The organism is Flavobacterium jumunjinense, from assembly GCF_021650975.2.
Classification (GTDB): Bacteria; Bacteroidota; Bacteroidia; order Flavobacteriales; family Flavobacteriaceae; genus Flavobacterium; species Flavobacterium jumunjinense.
The window spans coordinates 1,500,719-1,518,395 of sequence record NZ_CP091285.1 but is presented as its reverse complement, the minus strand read 5'-3'; the positions used below and the strand labels follow the sequence as shown (position 1 = coordinate 1,518,395).

At 30.5% G+C, this 17,677-nt stretch carries 16 protein-coding genes; 2 read left to right on the top strand and 14 right to left on the bottom strand.

Annotation, left to right across the window (positions count from 1 at the left end):
- Nucleotides 1–17: 17 nt before the first annotated feature.
- The 13 genes from atpA to L2Z92_RS06830 all read right to left on the bottom strand — a co-directional run bounded on the left by atpA (nt 18) and on the right by L2Z92_RS06830 (nt 13,304).
- Nucleotides 18–1,592: a F0F1 ATP synthase subunit alpha gene (atpA, locus tag L2Z92_RS06890; protein ID WP_236458100.1), complete on the bottom strand. Its 1,575-nt coding sequence runs from the start codon at nt 1,590–1,592 to the stop codon at nt 18–20.
- Between the two features lie 45 nt (nt 1,593–1,637).
- Nucleotides 1,638–2,171, bottom strand: a complete 534-nt coding sequence (gene atpH / locus L2Z92_RS06885) for an ATP synthase F1 subunit delta (protein ID WP_236458099.1) — start codon at nt 2,169–2,171, stop codon at nt 1,638–1,640.
- 2 nt (nt 2,172–2,173) lie between these two features.
- Complete coding sequence (locus L2Z92_RS06880) at nt 2,174–2,674, bottom strand: F0F1 ATP synthase subunit B (protein WP_236458098.1); 501 nt, start codon at nt 2,672–2,674, stop codon at nt 2,174–2,176.
- Nucleotides 2,675–2,758: 84 nt separating this feature from the next.
- Nucleotides 2,759–2,953 carry an ATP synthase F0 subunit C gene (locus L2Z92_RS06875; RefSeq protein ID WP_014165720.1) on the bottom strand — a complete coding sequence of 65 codons (195 nt, stop codon included), beginning with the start codon at nt 2,951–2,953 and terminating at the stop codon, nt 2,759–2,761.
- 37 nt (nt 2,954–2,990) lie between these two features.
- Nucleotides 2,991–4,184 (bottom strand): F0F1 ATP synthase subunit A, encoded by a 1,194-nt coding sequence (atpB, locus tag L2Z92_RS06870; RefSeq protein ID WP_236458828.1) that lies wholly within the window; start codon nt 4,182–4,184, stop codon nt 2,991–2,993.
- Between the two features lie 116 nt (nt 4,185–4,300).
- Complete coding sequence (locus tag L2Z92_RS06865) at nt 4,301–4,687, bottom strand: hypothetical protein (RefSeq protein WP_236458097.1); 387 nt, start codon at nt 4,685–4,687, stop codon at nt 4,301–4,303.
- A gap of 1 nt (nt 4,688) precedes the next feature.
- Nucleotides 4,689–4,898, bottom strand: a complete 210-nt coding sequence (locus tag L2Z92_RS06860; RefSeq protein ID WP_236458096.1) for an AtpZ/AtpI family protein — start codon at nt 4,896–4,898, stop codon at nt 4,689–4,691.
- Nucleotides 4,899–4,977: 79 nt separating this feature from the next.
- Nucleotides 4,978–7,821, bottom strand: a complete 2,844-nt coding sequence (locus L2Z92_RS06855; RefSeq protein ID WP_236458095.1) for a TonB-dependent receptor — start codon at nt 7,819–7,821, stop codon at nt 4,978–4,980.
- Between the two features lie 346 nt (nt 7,822–8,167).
- The gene (locus L2Z92_RS06850; protein ID WP_236458094.1) at nt 8,168–8,551 is read right to left on the bottom strand and encodes a bactofilin family protein; all 384 of its coding nucleotides are present in this window, start codon (nt 8,549–8,551) and stop codon (nt 8,168–8,170) included.
- 30 nt (nt 8,552–8,581) lie between these two features.
- On the bottom strand, nt 8,582–11,191 hold the full coding sequence (gene porW, locus L2Z92_RS06845; RefSeq protein ID WP_236458093.1) for a type IX secretion system periplasmic lipoprotein PorW/SprE: 2,610 nt from the start codon (nt 11,189–11,191) through the stop codon (nt 8,582–8,584).
- A 104-nt stretch (nt 11,192–11,295) separates the two neighbouring features.
- A complete protein-coding gene (locus L2Z92_RS06840; protein ID WP_236458092.1) occupies nt 11,296–11,961 on the bottom strand; it encodes an aspartate kinase in 666 nt (221 codons plus the stop codon).
- Between the two features lie 53 nt (nt 11,962–12,014).
- Nucleotides 12,015–12,374, bottom strand: a complete 360-nt coding sequence (locus L2Z92_RS06835) for a YraN family protein (RefSeq protein ID WP_236458091.1) — start codon at nt 12,372–12,374, stop codon at nt 12,015–12,017.
- Between the two features lie 30 nt (nt 12,375–12,404).
- The gene (locus tag L2Z92_RS06830; RefSeq protein WP_236458827.1) at nt 12,405–13,304 is read right to left on the bottom strand and encodes a S66 peptidase family protein; all 900 of its coding nucleotides are present in this window, start codon (nt 13,302–13,304) and stop codon (nt 12,405–12,407) included.
- A gap of 192 nt (nt 13,305–13,496) precedes the next feature.
- Between L2Z92_RS06830 and metG the strand changes: the two genes are divergently transcribed.
- Together metG and L2Z92_RS06820 are read left to right on the top strand one after the other, a co-directional pair.
- On the top strand, nt 13,497–15,560 hold the full coding sequence (gene metG, locus L2Z92_RS06825) for a methionine--tRNA ligase (RefSeq protein ID WP_236458090.1): 2,064 nt from the start codon (nt 13,497–13,499) through the stop codon (nt 15,558–15,560).
- A 7-nt stretch (nt 15,561–15,567) separates the two neighbouring features.
- The gene (locus tag L2Z92_RS06820) at nt 15,568–16,437 is read left to right on the top strand and encodes a DMT family transporter (RefSeq protein WP_236458089.1); all 870 of its coding nucleotides are present in this window, start codon (nt 15,568–15,570) and stop codon (nt 16,435–16,437) included.
- Nucleotides 16,438–16,493: 56 nt separating this feature from the next.
- On the opposite strand, the gene L2Z92_RS06815 is transcribed toward L2Z92_RS06820, so the two are convergent.
- Nucleotides 16,494–17,675 carry a lanthionine synthetase LanC family protein gene (locus L2Z92_RS06815; protein ID WP_236458088.1) on the bottom strand — a complete coding sequence of 394 codons (1,182 nt, stop codon included), beginning with the start codon at nt 17,673–17,675 and terminating at the stop codon, nt 16,494–16,496.
- Nucleotides 17,676–17,677: the final 2 nt, after the last annotated feature.

Sequence of the window (17,677 nt, the reverse complement as noted above, 5' to 3'; positions counted from 1 at the left end):
TACGTTATACCTTTTAATTAATATTTTGATGAAATTTCTTTAGCTACTTTTGCTAATACGTCTGTGATAGTATCATCAAACTTTCCAGCTTTTAAAGCATCTAATGTATCTCTATGTTTAGCATTTAAAAACGCTAAAAAGTCAATTTCAAATTCCTTAATTTTATTCACAGGAACGTTTCTTAACAAGTTTTTAGAACCTGCATAGATAATTGCAACTTGATCTTCAACAGTAGATGGATCATTTACCGCTTGTTTCAAGATTTCAACATTACGTTTCCCTTTTTCAATAACACTTAATGTTACAGCATCTAAATCTGAACCAAATTTAGCGAAAGCTTCAAGCTCACGGTATTGTGCTTGGTCTAATTTTAAAGTACCTGCAACTTTTTTCATAGATTTAATCTGTGCATTACCTCCAACACGAGATACAGAAATACCAACGTTAATTGCTGGACGTACACCTGAATTAAACAAATCACCATCTAAGAATATCTGACCATCAGTAATCGAAATTACGTTAGTAGGGATATAAGCAGAAACGTCACCAGCTTGAGTCTCAATAATTGGTAAAGCAGTTAAAGAACCACCACCTTTTACTATTGGTTTTAACGAATCTGGCAAATCGTTCATGTTTTTGGCAATTTCGTCATTAGCAATAACTTTTGCTGCTCTTTCTAATAATCTTGAGTGAAGATAGAAAACGTCTCCTGGATATGCCTCACGACCTGGCGGTCTTCTTAATAATAAAGATACCTCACGGTATGCCACTGCTTGCTTAGATAAATCATCATAAATAATTAAAGCAGGACGACCAGTATCACGGAAGTACTCACCAATAGATGCACCAGCGAATGGAGCATAAACTTGCATTGCAGCAGGATCTGAAGCATTAGCAGCAACAATAACTGTATAGTCCATTGCTCCTTTTTCTTCTAATGTTTTTGCAATTGCAGCAACAGTTGAAGCTTTTTGCCCAACAGCTACATATATACAGAATACTGGTTTTCCAGCATCATAAAATTCTTTTTGATTTAAGATTGTATCAATACAAACTGAAGTTTTTCCTGTTTGACGATCTCCAATTACTAATTCACGTTGTCCTCTACCTACTGGAATCATAGCATCAATAGCCTTAATACCAGTTTGTAACGGCTCAGTTACTGGTTGACGATAGATAACACCAGGAGCTTTTCTCTCTAATGGCATTTCATATAACTCACCACCTATTGGACCTTTACCATCGATAGGGTTTCCTAAAGTATCAACAACACGTCCAACAATTTGCTCACCTACTTTTAAGGAAGCAATACGCTGTGTTCTTTTAACTGTAGAACCTTCTCTAATTCCTGTTGAAGGACCTAATAATACTACACCAACATTATCCTCTTCTAAATTTAGAACAATTGCTTCTAATCCGTTATCGAATTGTACTAACTCTCCATATTGAGCATTAGCTAATCCGTAAACACGAGCAATTCCATCTCCAACTTGAAGAACTGTTCCCACTTCTTCCAATGTAGCACCAGATTGAAAATCTGATAATTGTTTTTTTAATATTGCTGATATTTCAGCAGGTTTAATTTCAGCCATCTTAATTTATAATTTTAACACCAATTAAGTGTGCGATCTATATTATTAATTACTAAACTCTCTTTTTAATTGTTGCAATCTGTTAGCTACAGATGCATTATATTGTTTATCACCCATTCTAATAATAAATCCTCCAATTATTGATGGATCTACTATATTGTTTATAGTGATTTTATTTTTTGAAAATTCTTTAATTTTCGCCAATACTTTCGATTCTAAATCTGAAGTTAAAGGAACTGCTGTTGTAACAGCAACTGTTTCCAAACCATTATCCTCATCAGATAATTTATTATATTCTGAAACAATAGCTAAAAGTATTCCAAATCTTTTATTTTCCAAAAGTAATCGAAACAATCCTTTAGTTTCATTTTGTGCTGTAGCAAAAATTTCTGATAAAGCAGAAAATTTAGATGTTCCTGATATTACCGGACTCTTTAAAAAATCTTTTAATTCGTCACTATCTTTAACAGCAGTAAGTATCGAATTCATATCGACATTTACATTTGCTTCATTATTATTTGCTTTAGCCATATCCAGAATAGCTTTTGCATATCGTATAGCTGCTCTAGTTCCTGCCATAATTAATTTAATTTAGCATCTCCTAACATTTTCTCAACTAATTTAGTTTGAGCTTCTTTGTTAGAAAGTTCATCTTTTAATATTTTTTCTGCAATTTCTAATGAAAGTGAAGAAACCTGATTTTTCAATTCTGCCATAGCCAAATTTTTCTCGTTTTCGATTGCTGCTTTTGCTTGAGCAATCATTTTGTTTCCTTGCTCTGTAGCTTCGTTTTTAGCTTCTACAATCATAGCATCTTTCATTTCACGAGCTTCTTTAAGCATAGCATCTCTTTCCGCTCTAGCTTCAACTAGTAATTTTTCATTATCAGCTTTTAAATTAGCTAAGTCTTTCTTCGCATTTTCTGCTGCCATTAAAGCATTAGAAATACCGTCTTCACGTGCTGCTAATGAAGCTATAATTGGCTTCCAAGCAAATTTAGCTAATAATATAATTAAAATTACAAGTATAATAGCTTGCCAAAAAAACAAACCGTATGAAAAATCATTAATTAATTTATCCATTATATAAACTTTAAAATACGTTTCAAAAAAATTGTTTAACAAAACAACACCTTAAGCCAACCGCTAAAGGTGTTGTTGTTTTAATTATGCTCCTAAGATTAAAGCACCGAATGCTAAACCTTCTAATAATGCACCAATAATAATCATTGCAGTTTGAATTTTACCAGCAGCTTCTGGTTGGCGAGCAATAGCGTCCATTGCAGAACCACCAATTTTACCTAAACCTAAACCAGCTCCGATTACGATTAAACCTGCACCTACTAAATTTGGAATTGTCATCATGAAATATTTATATATAATTAAACAAAATTTATTCTTAAACTATTGCATTATCTGAATGATCTAAACCGTCATGGTGTTCTTCATGATCATGATGATGCTCTTGTACCGCCATACCAATAAATAAAGACGATAACATTGTAAATATATAGGCTTGCAAAAATGCAACTAAAATTTCAATTACAGAAATAAACAAGGTTAATGCCAAAGAAACTGTTGTAGCTCCTACAGTTGTTAATTGCTCTTTCAATACAAATATAATTGCAATTAATCCCATTACTACTGTGTGTCCTGCAGTTATATTTGCAAACAAACGTATCATTAAAGAGAATGGCTTTGTAAACATTCCTAAAACTTCAATTGGAGCCAAAATTATTTTCATTGGAACAGGCACTCCAGGCATCCAGAAAATATGTCCCCAATAATCTTTGTTTGCACTAAACTGAGTAATAATGAACGTAAATATAGCCAAACACATAGTTACTGCAATATTCCCTGTAACATTAATCCCTAAAGGTGTTAAACCAATTAAGTTTAATAACCATATAAGGAAAAATACAGTTAATAAATACGGCATAAATTTTTTATACTTTGCCTCACCAATATTTGGTCTTGCAATTTCGTCTCTAACATAAATTACCAATGGCTCTAAAACTCTATTAAACCCTTTTGGTAAATTGTTATGACTTGTCTTATATGTTTTTGCTAAACCAAAAAACAAAAAGAAGATTATAATTGATGTTATTAACAAAGAAAAAACATTCTTCGTTATAGAAAAATTTAAAGGCATTACATTTGTTGGATGATGATGCTCATCTAAATCCAATACACCTTCTGCTCCTGTTTTATAAATCTTATTATGAAACAACTTATAATGTTGCCCGTCTACTTCTGCAAGGGTTTCACCATGGTGGAACTTTGAAGAAGAAAACACTTTCAATCCATTATCAATTAAAATAACTGGTAATGAAAAGCCATAATGCTTACCTTCTGCTTCGTCTGAAAAGAATACAAAATCATAAGAATCTTGCAAGTGATGCGCAATATGAGCCTCAACTTTTTCTTTTTGCGACAAACCTTCATGGCTAGAATGGTCTTCTACATGAACTTCTTGTACGTGTTCGACAGCAACTGATGTGCTATCCAATGTCGTGTTAGCTGTACTAATGAATGGCAGTATCGAAAATGCGATAGCTACAATTAAACTAAGTGGTTTTCTTGAAATCACCATATCGTTATAAAATATCATTTTTACGGTCGTTAAAATTTTTGCAAAAGTACAATATTAATTAACATCGCGTTATTTAATCTGGACTTTTTTTTACAACCTGTTATTTTTTTTAATTTCTAATCGTTTTTATTTAATAATTTTACTGTAAAAAAGACATCTACAAATAAAAATTCAATGAAAAGAACGAAAAAACAAATTTTCTCTAATTCTTTTAAAACCTCTGCTCCTTTTACTAATGAAAGAAAAACATAAGAAACAATCATCTTAATTGTTAATGTCGCCAAAAACACATAGCCTAAAATCTCTTTTTTATCTTTATCTATATAAACATGTGCAATCAACATCAAAGCACTGCTTAAAAGAAAAAAAATCATCATCTTAAACATTTGAACATTTTCCATTTCCATTCTTACATTAAGTCCTAAGCCATAAACCACACCAAGGTTTACCAATAAGATTAAAACACATAAAAACAAAAACCTTACATATATATTATCTCTCACCTTATTTATCGTTTCTGTTTATAAAATTAACCTGCTGAATCACTTGATACATTGCTATAAAAACACCTAATAATGTAATTATTTTACCATATACATCTGTTTGATACTTCTCGTCAATACAACAACCTAATCTATTAGCTATGAATATAATAAATCCCATTTGAAATGGGATTGTTATAAGCGATAACCATTTATTAGGTTTGTTATTCATTCTCTCTTAAAATAAAACGTAAATATAAAAAAAAGGAGCTGCAAAAGCAACTCCTTTTTTAAACTATAATTCTAAATGATTAGAATTCGTATCTTACTGTAAAGTTCCAAGTTCTTCCTAAACCAAAGAATGCATTGTTACCTGCCGCAACACCGTTATAAACATTACCATTATTTCTAAAAGTAGAACCTGTACCACTTGTAGGATCTACACTATCCAGTTGGTAACTTGTATTAGACTCAGAAATATATTTCTTATTAAAGAAATTATCAATATTTAAACGTAAATCGATAGCATCATTAACATTTATTTTAAATCTATAAGAAGCGAATGCATCAACAACTGCGAATGAAGGTAATCTTACAGGGTCTTTAAAAGCGAAAACATCTCCGTAAAAAACTGGATCATATCTCTCTAAAGCTGGCGAAGAATACATTTTATCTGAATATTTAAGATTTGAACCAAAAATAAAGTTATTAAATAATTCATAATTTGCACCAATAGAAGCCATTAATTGTGGAGCACCACCAATTTTTTGATCTTTAATTAAAAGTTCAGATGGATCTGACAAACCACCACCTGTTGTTGGTCTTAAATCTTGAAAAATTGCATTTGAACTATATGTCCATTCCCCTAAAGATAAAGTACCATTGAAAATTAATTTTCTTATCGGAGCAGCAGTTATTGCTAATTCAACACCTTTATTAATTCTATTTATTCCTGAAGTAGTACCAAAGTTACCTAATTCTGGAGTATAATATGGAGTTTCTGCATCATCATGAGTTGATGAGTATGCACTTAAGTTCAAACTTATATGCTTAGATCTAAATCCATATCCTACCTCTATAGATTGGAATTTTTCATTTTTATAATTTGGATTGATATCATTATTTAATCCACTATAAACAGTTACGAATACAGGTGCTCTTGAAACAAAACCAGCATTAGCCCAGAAGTTATGTTTATTTGTAATATTATAATTCACACCAAACTTAGCGTTATAACCATCAATAGGCAACTCGTTAGTTGACTCACTCGTATTATTATCAATATCATAAACTCCAGAACCAGGAGTCGACTCAGCATAATCACCCAAAGAGTAATTAACTCTTTGAATAAATTGTCTATTAAAACCTCCTTGTGCTAATAAATTTAATTTCCAAATATCATATTCAATTTGCGCATAAGAACCTAAATAAGCAATTTTAGCGTCATATTTATAATCTACAGGAGTCGCACCCAAATTTTTCTTTGTAAAATCGAACATTGCTTCTGGTAAAGCCGTATTATTTGTATTAAGAGAATAACTTGGCGTAGTTGCAAAGTCTGGATCATAACCATCCGCACCAAATAAATCGTTTACGATTCTTGTTTTATTATAGACTGTATTTCTTGCATCAAGACCATAACTAAGCACTAAATTCTTAGCCAATTCTGTTTTTAAATTCACAATTCCTCCGTAGAAAGTTTGATTAGTAACTTCTGAAACTAACGAAATACCAGTAGTATTAGAAGTTCCTGTGAAATCTGAATTAATATACTGCCCATTATAATTAGGAGTTCTTTGATAAGTAAAAGCATTACCAGTAGTAGGACTAGTCCAAACAGCAAGATTACCTGAATTAAAGTTTCTAATAAATTCTAAGTCAATCTGGCCATTAAGATCTGGCCAAGTCAATGCTGCATCTCCATCAATTACACCAGAGAAATTTGTACTTCCACTAGTTCCTTTAGATCCATAAAATTTTGTAGATAACTGTGTTTTATCTGTGAAATTTAAATCCCATTGAAAAATTCCTAATGGCTTATGTCCAAAATTTACCTTAGTAGCATATTCTTTATTATCTAAATATCCCCAGTCACGATTATACTTATAACCAGGCTCGTCTACACCATTACCTCTTGCAATATAATCGGATAATCTAATATCAGAAACTCTTTGACTATGTGTTTGTGGCGAACCAAAAACCTTAAACTGAAAATCACTCTTTCCTTTTGTATATCCTAAGGCTAAATAATAAGAATACGCTTCAAAATTAGTAGAATTAACATATCCATCACCAGAAGTAGCACTTAACAACATATTCGCAGAGAATCCACTTTTCAACAATCCAGTTGAATAAGAACCTGCAAATTTTTTATAACCATCATTACCTACTGAATTATAAAGAAAACCACCTTTATCGTGATTCGCATTTCTTAAAATCATATTCATAGTTCCTGCTACAGATGAATTTACAAGCTTAGACGCTCCTAATCCTCTTTGTAACTGAATAGAAGTTGCGATATCATTCATTGAAGCAATATTTGCCCAATCAACAATACCTGCCTCTAAATCATACACAGGAATACCATCAATCATTGGTGAAATATTGTTTTGCTCAAACCCTCTTACATTGATTCTCGTATCTCCATAACCACCACCTACTTTAGATGTATAAACACCTGGCATTTGATTCGTTAACTCAATAAAGTCTTTATTAGAAACTTTTTCACGCATTTCATAATTTCTCATTGTAGAAGAAGAAATTGGAGTCTTTCTATCCTTAATAACGTCAATACTAGAAGTTGTTACCACAACATCTCGCTCAACTACTAAGTTTTCTTCTAAATAGATAGTCCCTAAATCAACAGTGTCATCTTTAGTTTTGTAAAAAGGAATTTCTTTGGTTAGATAACCATTCATAGAAATTTCTATTGTTCCAAACGCTTTAACCGAACTAATTTTAAAAGTTCCATCAAAATCTACAGTAATTTTTTCCTCTAAATTACTACCTGGGGATAATACTCTTACAGTAGCACCATAAAGACTAAGTCTTTCTTGATTATCCTTAACAATACCTTTAAATTTACTTTGTGCATTTGCTTGAAACACACTCATAACGGATAATACCATTAATAAGTAAAAAAAATTCTTCTTCATAAAATTGTACTTTGTATTAAAGTGCAAAGGTTTTATAAAAAAAACGTATTAAACAAATAGTACCTAATTACGAACAGTTTAATCATGAACTTTTAACGTTTAATTATGATTTTAGAATGTATTTTTTTTGTTAAAAACGTGTTGTTTTTTTAACAAAAAAAAATCCTAAAACACGAATAATTTAATTTTATTCCCTTTTTTGTGAATTTTTAATAATAATTACAAAAAATTGTGAAATAATTATAAATAGAACTATTCTAAATAATAGTTCTATTTAAATGAAGAAAAGAGTCATAAAACAACAAAAGCCTGTACAAATACAGGCTTTAGCATAGTTATAAAAAATTTATACTTTTTGTGGCTTTTCAATTTCTTTTCCTTTAGACTTCATAGCGCATGTAGCTTCAAAAACAGCTCCAGGTTCAACTGATAATTTTCCAATTACTACATCACCTTGAATATTAGCAGTCGACTTAATCGTCAACAACTCGTCAACTTCTAACTTTCCTAAGTACTTCCCTTCAATATCGACATTCTTACACTTAATATTTCCTTGTACTTCACCAGATGGACCAATTACTAATTTTCCAGGCGAACTATAATTCCCTATTAAAACTCCGTCTAACCTGAAATCGTCTTTAGATTCAATATCTCCTTTTATTATTGTACCCTGAACAATTCTATTGGTTTTTCCGAGTGGTGTTTCTTTTTGCTTAGTTTTATCGAACATGTCTTAATATATTTTTGGGGTTTTATGTTTTTACTTTATCCTTTCTTCAAATTTCTTCTTTATTTGAATTATCCTATAATCTTCTGAAGCAATAATATATGATTTGTCTTTTATCTTATAATCTTTATATTCCTCCAACACACTCAATGTTGCTTTTGCCACTTCTTCTGTAATTAATCCGTGAATTACAATAAAATCTTGGTCTAACGAATAAATATCTGTAGAAACTTTTAGATCATCATTATTCCTTGCCTTTAAATACATATTAATCTTATTAATTAATATAGTAGCACTCTCTTTATCCGTTTCATTTTTAGGGAAAATCACTTTCCAAGAAGTTGGTTCATTCGTTCCAAAATCTAACACTTCTAATTTAGGTATATCACTTTGCAACAATTGCTCAGCTTGTTTTCCTTCTTCAATATCAGGATATGTTAATGCAATATAATTGAGTGATTTTTTATAATCTTCAATACCATTTAACCTTCCTAATACAGTCGCTTTTAACATTTCAAACTTCGGCAATGTTTCTTCTCCAAAATACTGATCTATTCTTTCGTTTACTTCTGCAAGGACTTCTCTTAATAAATTTTGTTCGTATTTTTTATATAACTTATTATAGACAACTTGAGGATTTGTTTCATCTTCAAAAGCCATTGAAGGATTCTGAATGATTTGAGCATAACGACTCGTTGGATATTCCGTTATAATTTGATTCTTATACTCTTCTGCTTTAGTTGGGTTGATTATCTGATAAATTTTATATAAGTTGTATTTTGCAGGCAATACTAATCTTTCTTCAGGATTATTCTTTAGCAACCTTTCTAATCTGGACGCTGCCAATTCATATTCTTTAAACTTCTCCTTATATATTACTCCTAATTGATAATATGCAAAATTTCTATCTTTATGAATACTATCAATAACTTTTTTATCTGTAGGCAATTTAGATGTATAGAATTCTATCTCATATTCTGGCTTAAAAATATCTACACTTAAAGAATCTTCATCAATACTACCCTCATCAGTATTATTAGTTGAGTTTGAAAAATTATCCGAAGAACTACTTGAAAGCCTCCAGTTTTCTTTACGCTTTCTATTTCCCCATTTGTTTTTAAATTCTTTTTTACCAAACGCTACTGTTACAGGATTATAAAAATAGAATGTACTTTGTTCGTCATTTCCAGCAGAAGGAGGAAGTCCATTTGGAGAGAATGAAGCCAAATTTCCTTTTTGATTTAATTTAGAAAGATTTGTTGCAGAAGAGTTAGCATTATTTGCTTGTTTAATCGCTTCAATTTCGGCTAATTCTGCTTCTTTTTTTGCTTTTAACTCATCTTCTTTTTTTATTTTATCAATATGCTTTTGAAAATAATCGTTTCTTTCATTTTCTGACATTGCGACTAAAGAAAGTATACTATCATTCTCTCTAGCAATATCTTCATATTTAATTACATCTTCTAGATTATCTCTCTTCTTCTTGATTTTCCTAAACTCTTTTGTTCTATCGTCTAAGCGAAGTAAAGTACTATCATAATATTTACCCGCAATTTTATATTCAGCATTTTTAAAATAAATTTCACCCATATTTCTGTAATTGGATGCTACTAGGTATTTATCTTGCGATGTTGATTTTATCGATTTGTTATAATATTTCTTAGCAGTACTATCAATTTCTTGTTTATCATAGAAAACTCCCATTTGATGATACAAGACATCTAAAAATTTACGATTTTCTCTATCTTCTATTAATTCATTGAATTTTTCAGTAAAAACTAAAGTGTCTCCATTTTTATAATCAAACTGTAAAGCTTGTCTAGCATGTGCTTGAATAACATATCTTCTAGGAGATTTCCTATTCATATCTATAACTTCTTGAAAAGTAGCATAGGCACTGTCGTTATATTCAAAAGATTCATATAACTGACCTAGAATAAAAGAATATCTCGCTTTTTCTTCTTTATCGCGTGTTTCTTCTTTTGCAATTTTAATGGTTGCAATTGCGCTATCATTTGCCCCAATATTCATATATGCTTGAGACAACATAGCGTTAGCATCTGCTAAATCTTGCCCTTCAATATTTTGACTCTCTAAAAGCTTCTTTAGGTTCTTTATCGCTGTTTCTTCATTTTCAAGTCGGATATTTACTTTTTCTCTCCAAACTTTTGCATGATAGATCTTATCACTCTTAGGGTATTTATAAAGAATATAATTTAGAGCTTCTAATGAAGGTAAGAATCTATTATCGAAATACCTAGCTTTTGCCAAGAGTAAATAAGCTTCATCCATTTGCGGATTTCTTTCTGAACCATCAATATTCATTGAATGTTTCTGAATTGCTTTTACTGCTTTTTCTTCTGCACGCTCAAAATTAGGGTTTTTAGCTTGACCAGGAAGGACCTCTTCCTCTTTATCGCCTATTCTTTCAACAGGCAATGTTTCCCAAAAATTATCTTTATAGGTCAAAACTAACTCTGCCTTTCCAGCATCTAGCGCAATATTTCCATTATACAGAACATTATACTCCGTAGTTACTGCATGAAAATTTCTATTGACGAATTTATCTTTCTTAACAGAACATGCTATCAAAAAAAATAATAGGCCAAAAGTGTATGAATATTTTAATATATTGTTCTTCAAGATAAAAGCTTTATTTCTTTAACTTCAATTTTCTATTTTTAGTATAATAGATTGGTAAAAATACACTTCTTTTTTTGATGTAAAAAAAAACAAGACCTTTTTTACTAGTCTTGTATGCTTTTCAAATCTTTGATTACTTTAAATGCAATATCTATCTGACTATCACTTACGATTATAGTAAATTCATTTGTAGTTGAAATAACTTCATGAATAATTATACCTTCCCAAGCTAATCTTTGAAAAATATAATAATAAACACCCGGAACCGAAATATTTTCTTGAGGTAGCTTTACCGTAATTGAAGATAAGTTTTCGATTTTATGAGTAATTTTCTCCATTTTTAATAAATCTGCAACTAAATAAGACATTGATGTACTAATGATAATATTAGATTCATTCACACCTCTTGATGATGTGTAGAAAACGTCTGCTTCTTTATTAATTTCAGATAATAATCTAGCTTGATTATCTAATAATGTTTCAGAGATTACAAAAGCATAATCGGTTAGAGAAGAACGAACTGTAATTTCCCCAGTGTTTTTTAAAACTCTAGATATTTTATGATTAATTTTAAAATCTAATTCTTCAGAAAGTCTTTTTAAAGACATAACTACCGCTCCTTGTTTTACATCTTTCCCTAACTCTTTTTCTAAATACGGCATCATTACTCTTGCCAAAGAAGTTAAATTTATAATTCCTTGAGATAAAGAATTTAATAGAAAAGGTTTCGATTTAATGTACTGTTCTACAACAGAAGAAATAGTTTTCATTGTGTATGTTTTTTACAAATGTAATAAAAAAACACAAAATGTTATATTTATAACTAAAAATAATAAAAAGCCGCTTCTATGTGCTCAATGTTAAATTTATTTTTTTTATTATGAATAGCAATTATATCAAAACGAACTTCAACATCTAAGTCATTTGAAATAACATATTCATTTACAGCTTTTAATAATAATTGAATTTTCTTAGGTTTAACAAAATCCTGAGGCAAACCAAAATCTAAACTTGATCTTGTTTTAACTTCAACAACAGCTAAAAAATTATCTTTTTGAGCGATAATATCAATTTCAGCCTTGTCGAAAACCCAATTGGTTTCTAAGATATCATATCCTTTTTCCAAAAGAAATTCAACAGCTTTTTCTTCTCCAATCCTACCTAAATCGTTGTGTTCTGCCATTTTTCGAGTGAATAGTAATTAGTAAAATGATTAGTTTTTAAACATTAGTTTTACTTCATTATCATTTACTTCTAACTCAACTTGACTACCTAAAACAAGTGTTCTATTATCTTTCTGATGGCCTGCACAAAAATCGAATGCAATTGGTATATTGTACTCTTTTGCTATTGCTACTATTATTTGAACACCATTTTGTCCAAATGGAATTTCATTATCATGCATGTCTGACATACTTCCAACAATGATTCCTTTTGCATTTTCAAAATACCCATTTCTTTTTATGTTATACATCATTCTATCCAAGTGATATAAATATTCATCCAAATCTTCAATGAAAAGAATTTTGCCCTTTGTATCTATAGATGATTTAGACCCTAGAAGACTATACAAAATAGATATATTTCCTCCAACTAATTCCCCTTTAGCTTTCCCCTTTAAATTATAATCTTTAGAAGGAATTACATATTCTAATTTTTTACCAAATAATGCATCATAAAATGTTCGTTTAACAGTATCTGATGCTTTTGGCACTGTAAAAGGCATAATTGAGTGTAAAGAAGCAATTCCTAAAGTATTTAAATGACTATGCAAAACAGTAACATCACTAAAGCCCATAATCCACTTTGGGTTTTCCTTAAATTTTGTAAAATCCAACAAGTCGATAATTCGAACCGTTCCATATCCTCCACGCGCACACCAAATTGCTTTAATGTTTTTATCATCCATCTGTTCTTGCAAATCTGCAGCTCGTTCTGCATCAGTTCCTCCAAACTGACAACTATCTAATCCAATTGTTCTACCTAGCTTCGTTTTTAATCCCCAAGATTCTAATAAATCAATAGCTGGTTTTGCTTCTTCGGGCATAAATTTTCGAGCAGTACAAACAATTGCAATAGTGTCGCCTTTTTTTAAAAATGGTGGAATTTTCATTTCAGTTTGAGAATAGTTTAAATTAGAAAATAAAAAAAGTAAAATTAATAATCTTATCATTTGGTAGGAGTTAAATTAATACTTTCTTTCAAAAATAAACAAATTCAATTTAAAATTCGCTTATTCACTATCAATGAATTATTTTTGCATGAATTCTGAAGAAATTTCAGCAACTAAAATTATTTTAAAAACATGTTAGAGAATCCAAAAAGATACACAATTACTGCTGCTTTGCCGTATACTAATGGTCCAATTCATATTGGTCACTTAGCAGGTGTTTATGTTCCAAGTGATATATATGCAAGATATTTACGTTTGCAAGGAAAAGACGTTGCTTTTATGTGTGGAAGTGATGAACATGGAGTTGCGATTTCGATGAAGGCTAAAAAAGAAGGAATTACACCGCAAGAAGTAATTGATAAGTATGATGGAATTATTCGTCAGTCTTTTTTAGATTTTGGAATTTCTTTTGATAATTACTCCAGAACTTCTGCAAAAATCCATCATGATACTGCGCAGGAATTCTTTAGAAAATTATATGAAGACGGTAAATTTATTGAGCAAACTACGGAACAATTATATGATGCAAAAGCGGATCAATTTTTAGCCGATCGTTTTGTGACAGGTACTTGTCCAAAATGCGGAAATGAAGAAGCTTATGGTGATCAATGCGAGAAATGTGGTTCATCATTGAATGCAACCGATTTAATACAACCAAAATCTACTATCACAGGTGAAACACCTATTTTAAAAGAAACAAAGCATTGGTTTTTACCATTGAATGAATATGATGCTTTTTTGCGTGAATGGGTTTTAGAAGGTCATAAAAATGACTGGAAATCTAATGTTTACGGACAAGTAAAATCATGGGTTGATGGTGGTTTAGAACCTAGAGCTGTAACGCGTGATTTAGATTGGGGAATTGATGTTCCTGTTGAAGGTGCTGAAGGCAAAAAACTATATGTATGGTTCGATGCGCCAATTGGCTATATCTCTGCGACTAAAGAATGGGCTGCAAAAGAAGGAAAAGATTGGGAGCCTTATTGGAAGGATCAAGATACTAAATTAGTTCACTTTATTGGGAAAGACAATATTGTTTTCCATTGTATCATTTTCCCTGCGATGTTAAAAGCAGAAGGAAGTTATATTTTGCCAGACAATGTTCCTGCTAATGAATTTTTAAATTTAGAAGGTAATAAATTATCAACTTCTAAAAACTGGGCAGTTTGGCTACATGAATATTTACAGGATTTCCCAGATAAACAAGATGCATTACGTTATGCATTAACTGCAAATGCTCCAGAAACAAAAGACAACGACTTTACTTGGAAAGATTTTCAGGCAAGAAACAATAACGAATTAGCTGCAATTTATGGAAACTTCATTAATCGTGTTGTTGTTTTAACAAACAAATATTATACTGGAATTGTTCCTGCTCCAAATGAATTTACAGCAATTGACGAACAAACATTAGCTGAATTAAAAGCGTATCCTGCTGTTATTTCGAGTTCTATTGAACGCTACCGTTTTAGAGAAGCTTTAGGAGAAGTTATGAATGTCGCTCGTTTAGGGAATAAATATTTAGCAGACGAAGAACCATGGAAAATGGTTAAAGAAAATCCAGAAAGAGTGAAAACACAAATGTATGTTGCGCTACAAATTGCAACGGCATTAAGTGTTTTATGTGAACCCTTTTTGCCTTTTACATCTACTAAGTTAAAATCAATTTTAAAACTTACTGATTCAAAATTAAACTGGAATGACATTTCTAAGAAAACAGAATTAATCCCTTCTAATAATCAAATTGGACAAGCTGAAATTTTATTTGCTCAAATAGATGATGCTGAAATTCAAAAACAAATGGATAAATTAGAAGCAACAAAAACTGCCAACAAGATAGAAAATACTAAAGCTGAACCACAAAAAGAGATTGCTACATTCGATGACTTTACAAAATTAGATATTCGTGTAGGTACAATTCTTGAAGCTGAAAAAATGCCAAAAGCGAATAAACTTTTAGTTCTTAAAGTAGATACCGGAATTGATGTTAGAACTATTGTTTCTGGAATCGCTGAGCATTTTTCTCCTGAAGAAGTAGTTGGTAAAAGAGTAACTGTTTTAGTTAACTTAGCTCCAAGAGCTTTACGAGGTGTGGAAAGTGCTGGAATGATTTTAATGACCAATAATGCTGAAGGGAAACTAGTATTTGTTAATCCAGATACTGAAGGCATTTTAAATGGTGCTTTAATTAGTTAAAAACATAATGAATAAGCCTAGAATAGCTCTGTTAATAGGGATAATTTGTATTTCTATTTTTCCTATATTAATTAAATTACAATTAACATCAGGATTAATTTCTGCCTTTTATAGAATGGCAATTGCTCTAGGCTTATTACTACCTTACGTTATATTAACGAAAAAGATGGTTGTTCCTAAAAGCAAGCTATTATTTGTCTCTATTTTTTGTGGTATTTTATTTGCTTCTGATGTAGCAGTTTGGAATATTGCTATACAAAAATCGAGTGCTACACAAGCAACGCTTTTAACTAATTTAGCTCCTGTTTGGGTTGGAATTATTTCGTTTTTTTTCTTAAAAAATAAGCCCTCGACTAATTTCTGGATTGGAACAGTCGTTGCTCTTTTTGGTATGATAACACTAGTTGGATTTGATTTTTTTATCAAAATGAACTTTGATTTAGCCTTTTCATTAGCTATACTGTCAGGTGTTTTGTACGCTATATATATTCTTGTTAGTAAAAACGTCTTATCTAAGGTAGATATTTATTCATTTATGACCATCAGTTTATTTGCGTCCACTCTATTTTTAGGTGCTATTTGTTTAATTGCAGATGAGTCCTTTTTTGGTTTTTCTTCTAACGCATGGCTTGTTCTTTTCATACAAGGAGCTATTTGTCAATTAGCTGCATGGTTACTAATTAGTTATGCAACTCAAAATATGAGAGCTACAAGAGTATCTCTCAGTTTATTAAGTCAAGGCGTAATTGCTACGTTTTTAGCCTGGTTATTTATAGATGAAAAAATAACGCTACAGATGATAATAGGTGGTTTAATTCTACTTTTAGGAATTGGAATTACTTTTTATGAGAATAAGAAAGCTAATGTAATCAAATAACAAATCCTTTTATATTTAAGATTCATAAAGGGATTTGTTATTAGTTTAATTCAACTTTAAAATTCGTAACCTACAAATTTTAAAAAATCAAAATCTAATTGCTTTTCAAAGTTTAAAAGAGCTATTCCAACTCCTACAATTCCGTGCGAAAAAGATAATTGTGCATTAATATCGAATTTATTGAAAGTAGTATCAAATCCTGCCCATTGTCCTTGATGAATTTTATGTTCTTTCGTTTTATTGTACCAATAGTCTATAGTTGAATCAAAGAAATCTACTTGTAATTGTTTTTTCATGAATGTCATAAATGATGCAATTCCTAAACTTCCATAAAACAAATTAGCATCGGTTATAAATTCATTGTTGTCATCTTTTACTTTAGTAGAAAGCATCAATGTTTCTGTCCCTAGCTTCTTATATTCTTCAATTTCACAAACTAAACCTGCTCTATAAATTCCATATGCAACACCTAGATCTCCATAAAGTATTCCAAATGATGAAGATTGTGCTTCTGGAACATTATCTGAACAGAAAGGAAATAGAAATTTTTTATTTTCAAGTTTAAAACTACTCGTATATTTTAATCCGCTTACTATTAAACCTAAAACCCTTTCTTTTTGAAAGCCTATTTTATACAAACTTACTAAGTGATCAACAATTCCCATCACACCATGCTTTATCCCTAACTCAATTAGCTTTCTTCCATCTCTTTCTACATTTGATATCCAATAAGTACCACCTGTTCCCACATCATTATGAGATAGTTTCTCAATTTTATCGAGCACTTCTGAAAACAAGCAACTACAATCTTTATTTGAGTATCTTGTTCTATAAATAAAATAGTTTGCATATTTTAATATTCCAGAAACAGGACTTAAATTATCTTCTTTCAAACTATCCATTAATAACTCTTCAACTACAGAATCGTAATTTTCGAAATAAAAATCAATATCATCTGAAGTCAATATCCCTTTTTCTTCGTAAAAATTAAGCAACTTACCAATATCAATTATGTCTTCAACAATATTTGTTCCTTGATACGAATCATTTAGCCCTTCAATTGCTTTTTCTATAAAGGAAATTGTAAGCTCTTTATTTCCTAAATAATAATAAAATAATGATACACCTGCTAAACCATTTACAACACCCATTGATGTAAAAACATCATAATTGTCTGTAATAGATTTCTCGATTTCTACAATTATTTCATTTTCTGTCATTATATTTTTTGTCTCCATAT

Excerpts from the sequence above, each read along its gene's own strand:
- atpA (WP_236458100.1), bottom strand. The coding sequence starts at position 1,592 with ATGGCTGAAATTAAACCTGCTGAAATATCAGCAATATTAAAAAAACAA.
- atpH (WP_236458099.1), bottom strand. The coding sequence starts at position 2,171 with ATGGCAGGAACTAGAGCAGCTATACGATATGCAAAAGCTATTCTGGAT.
- L2Z92_RS06880 (WP_236458098.1), bottom strand. The coding sequence starts at position 2,674 with ATGGATAAATTAATTAATGATTTTTCATACGGTTTGTTTTTTTGGCAA.
- L2Z92_RS06875 (WP_014165720.1), bottom strand. The coding sequence starts at position 2,953 with ATGACAATTCCAAATTTAGTAGGTGCAGGTTTAATCGTAATCGGAGCT.
- atpB (WP_236458828.1), bottom strand. The coding sequence starts at position 4,184 with ATGGTGATTTCAAGAAAACCACTTAGTTTAATTGTAGCTATCGCATTT.
- L2Z92_RS06860 (WP_236458096.1), bottom strand. The coding sequence starts at position 4,898 with ATGAATAACAAACCTAATAAATGGTTATCGCTTATAACAATCCCATTT.
- L2Z92_RS06855 (WP_236458095.1), bottom strand. The coding sequence starts at position 7,821 with ATGAAGAAGAATTTTTTTTACTTATTAATGGTATTATCCGTTATGAGT.
- L2Z92_RS06850 (WP_236458094.1), bottom strand. The coding sequence starts at position 8,551 with ATGTTCGATAAAACTAAGCAAAAAGAAACACCACTCGGAAAAACCAAT.
- L2Z92_RS06840 (WP_236458092.1), bottom strand. The coding sequence starts at position 11,961 with ATGAAAACTATTTCTTCTGTTGTAGAACAGTACATTAAATCGAAACCT.
- L2Z92_RS06835 (WP_236458091.1), bottom strand. The coding sequence starts at position 12,374 with ATGGCAGAACACAACGATTTAGGTAGGATTGGAGAAGAAAAAGCTGTT.
- L2Z92_RS06830 (WP_236458827.1), bottom strand. The coding sequence starts at position 13,304 with ATGAAAATTCCACCATTTTTAAAAAAAGGCGACACTATTGCAATTGTT.
- metG (WP_236458090.1), top strand. The coding sequence starts at position 13,497 with ATGTTAGAGAATCCAAAAAGATACACAATTACTGCTGCTTTGCCGTAT.
- L2Z92_RS06820 (WP_236458089.1), top strand. The coding sequence starts at position 15,568 with ATGAATAAGCCTAGAATAGCTCTGTTAATAGGGATAATTTGTATTTCT.
- L2Z92_RS06815 (WP_236458088.1), bottom strand. The coding sequence starts at position 17,675 with ATGGAGACAAAAAATATAATGACAGAAAATGAAATAATTGTAGAAATC.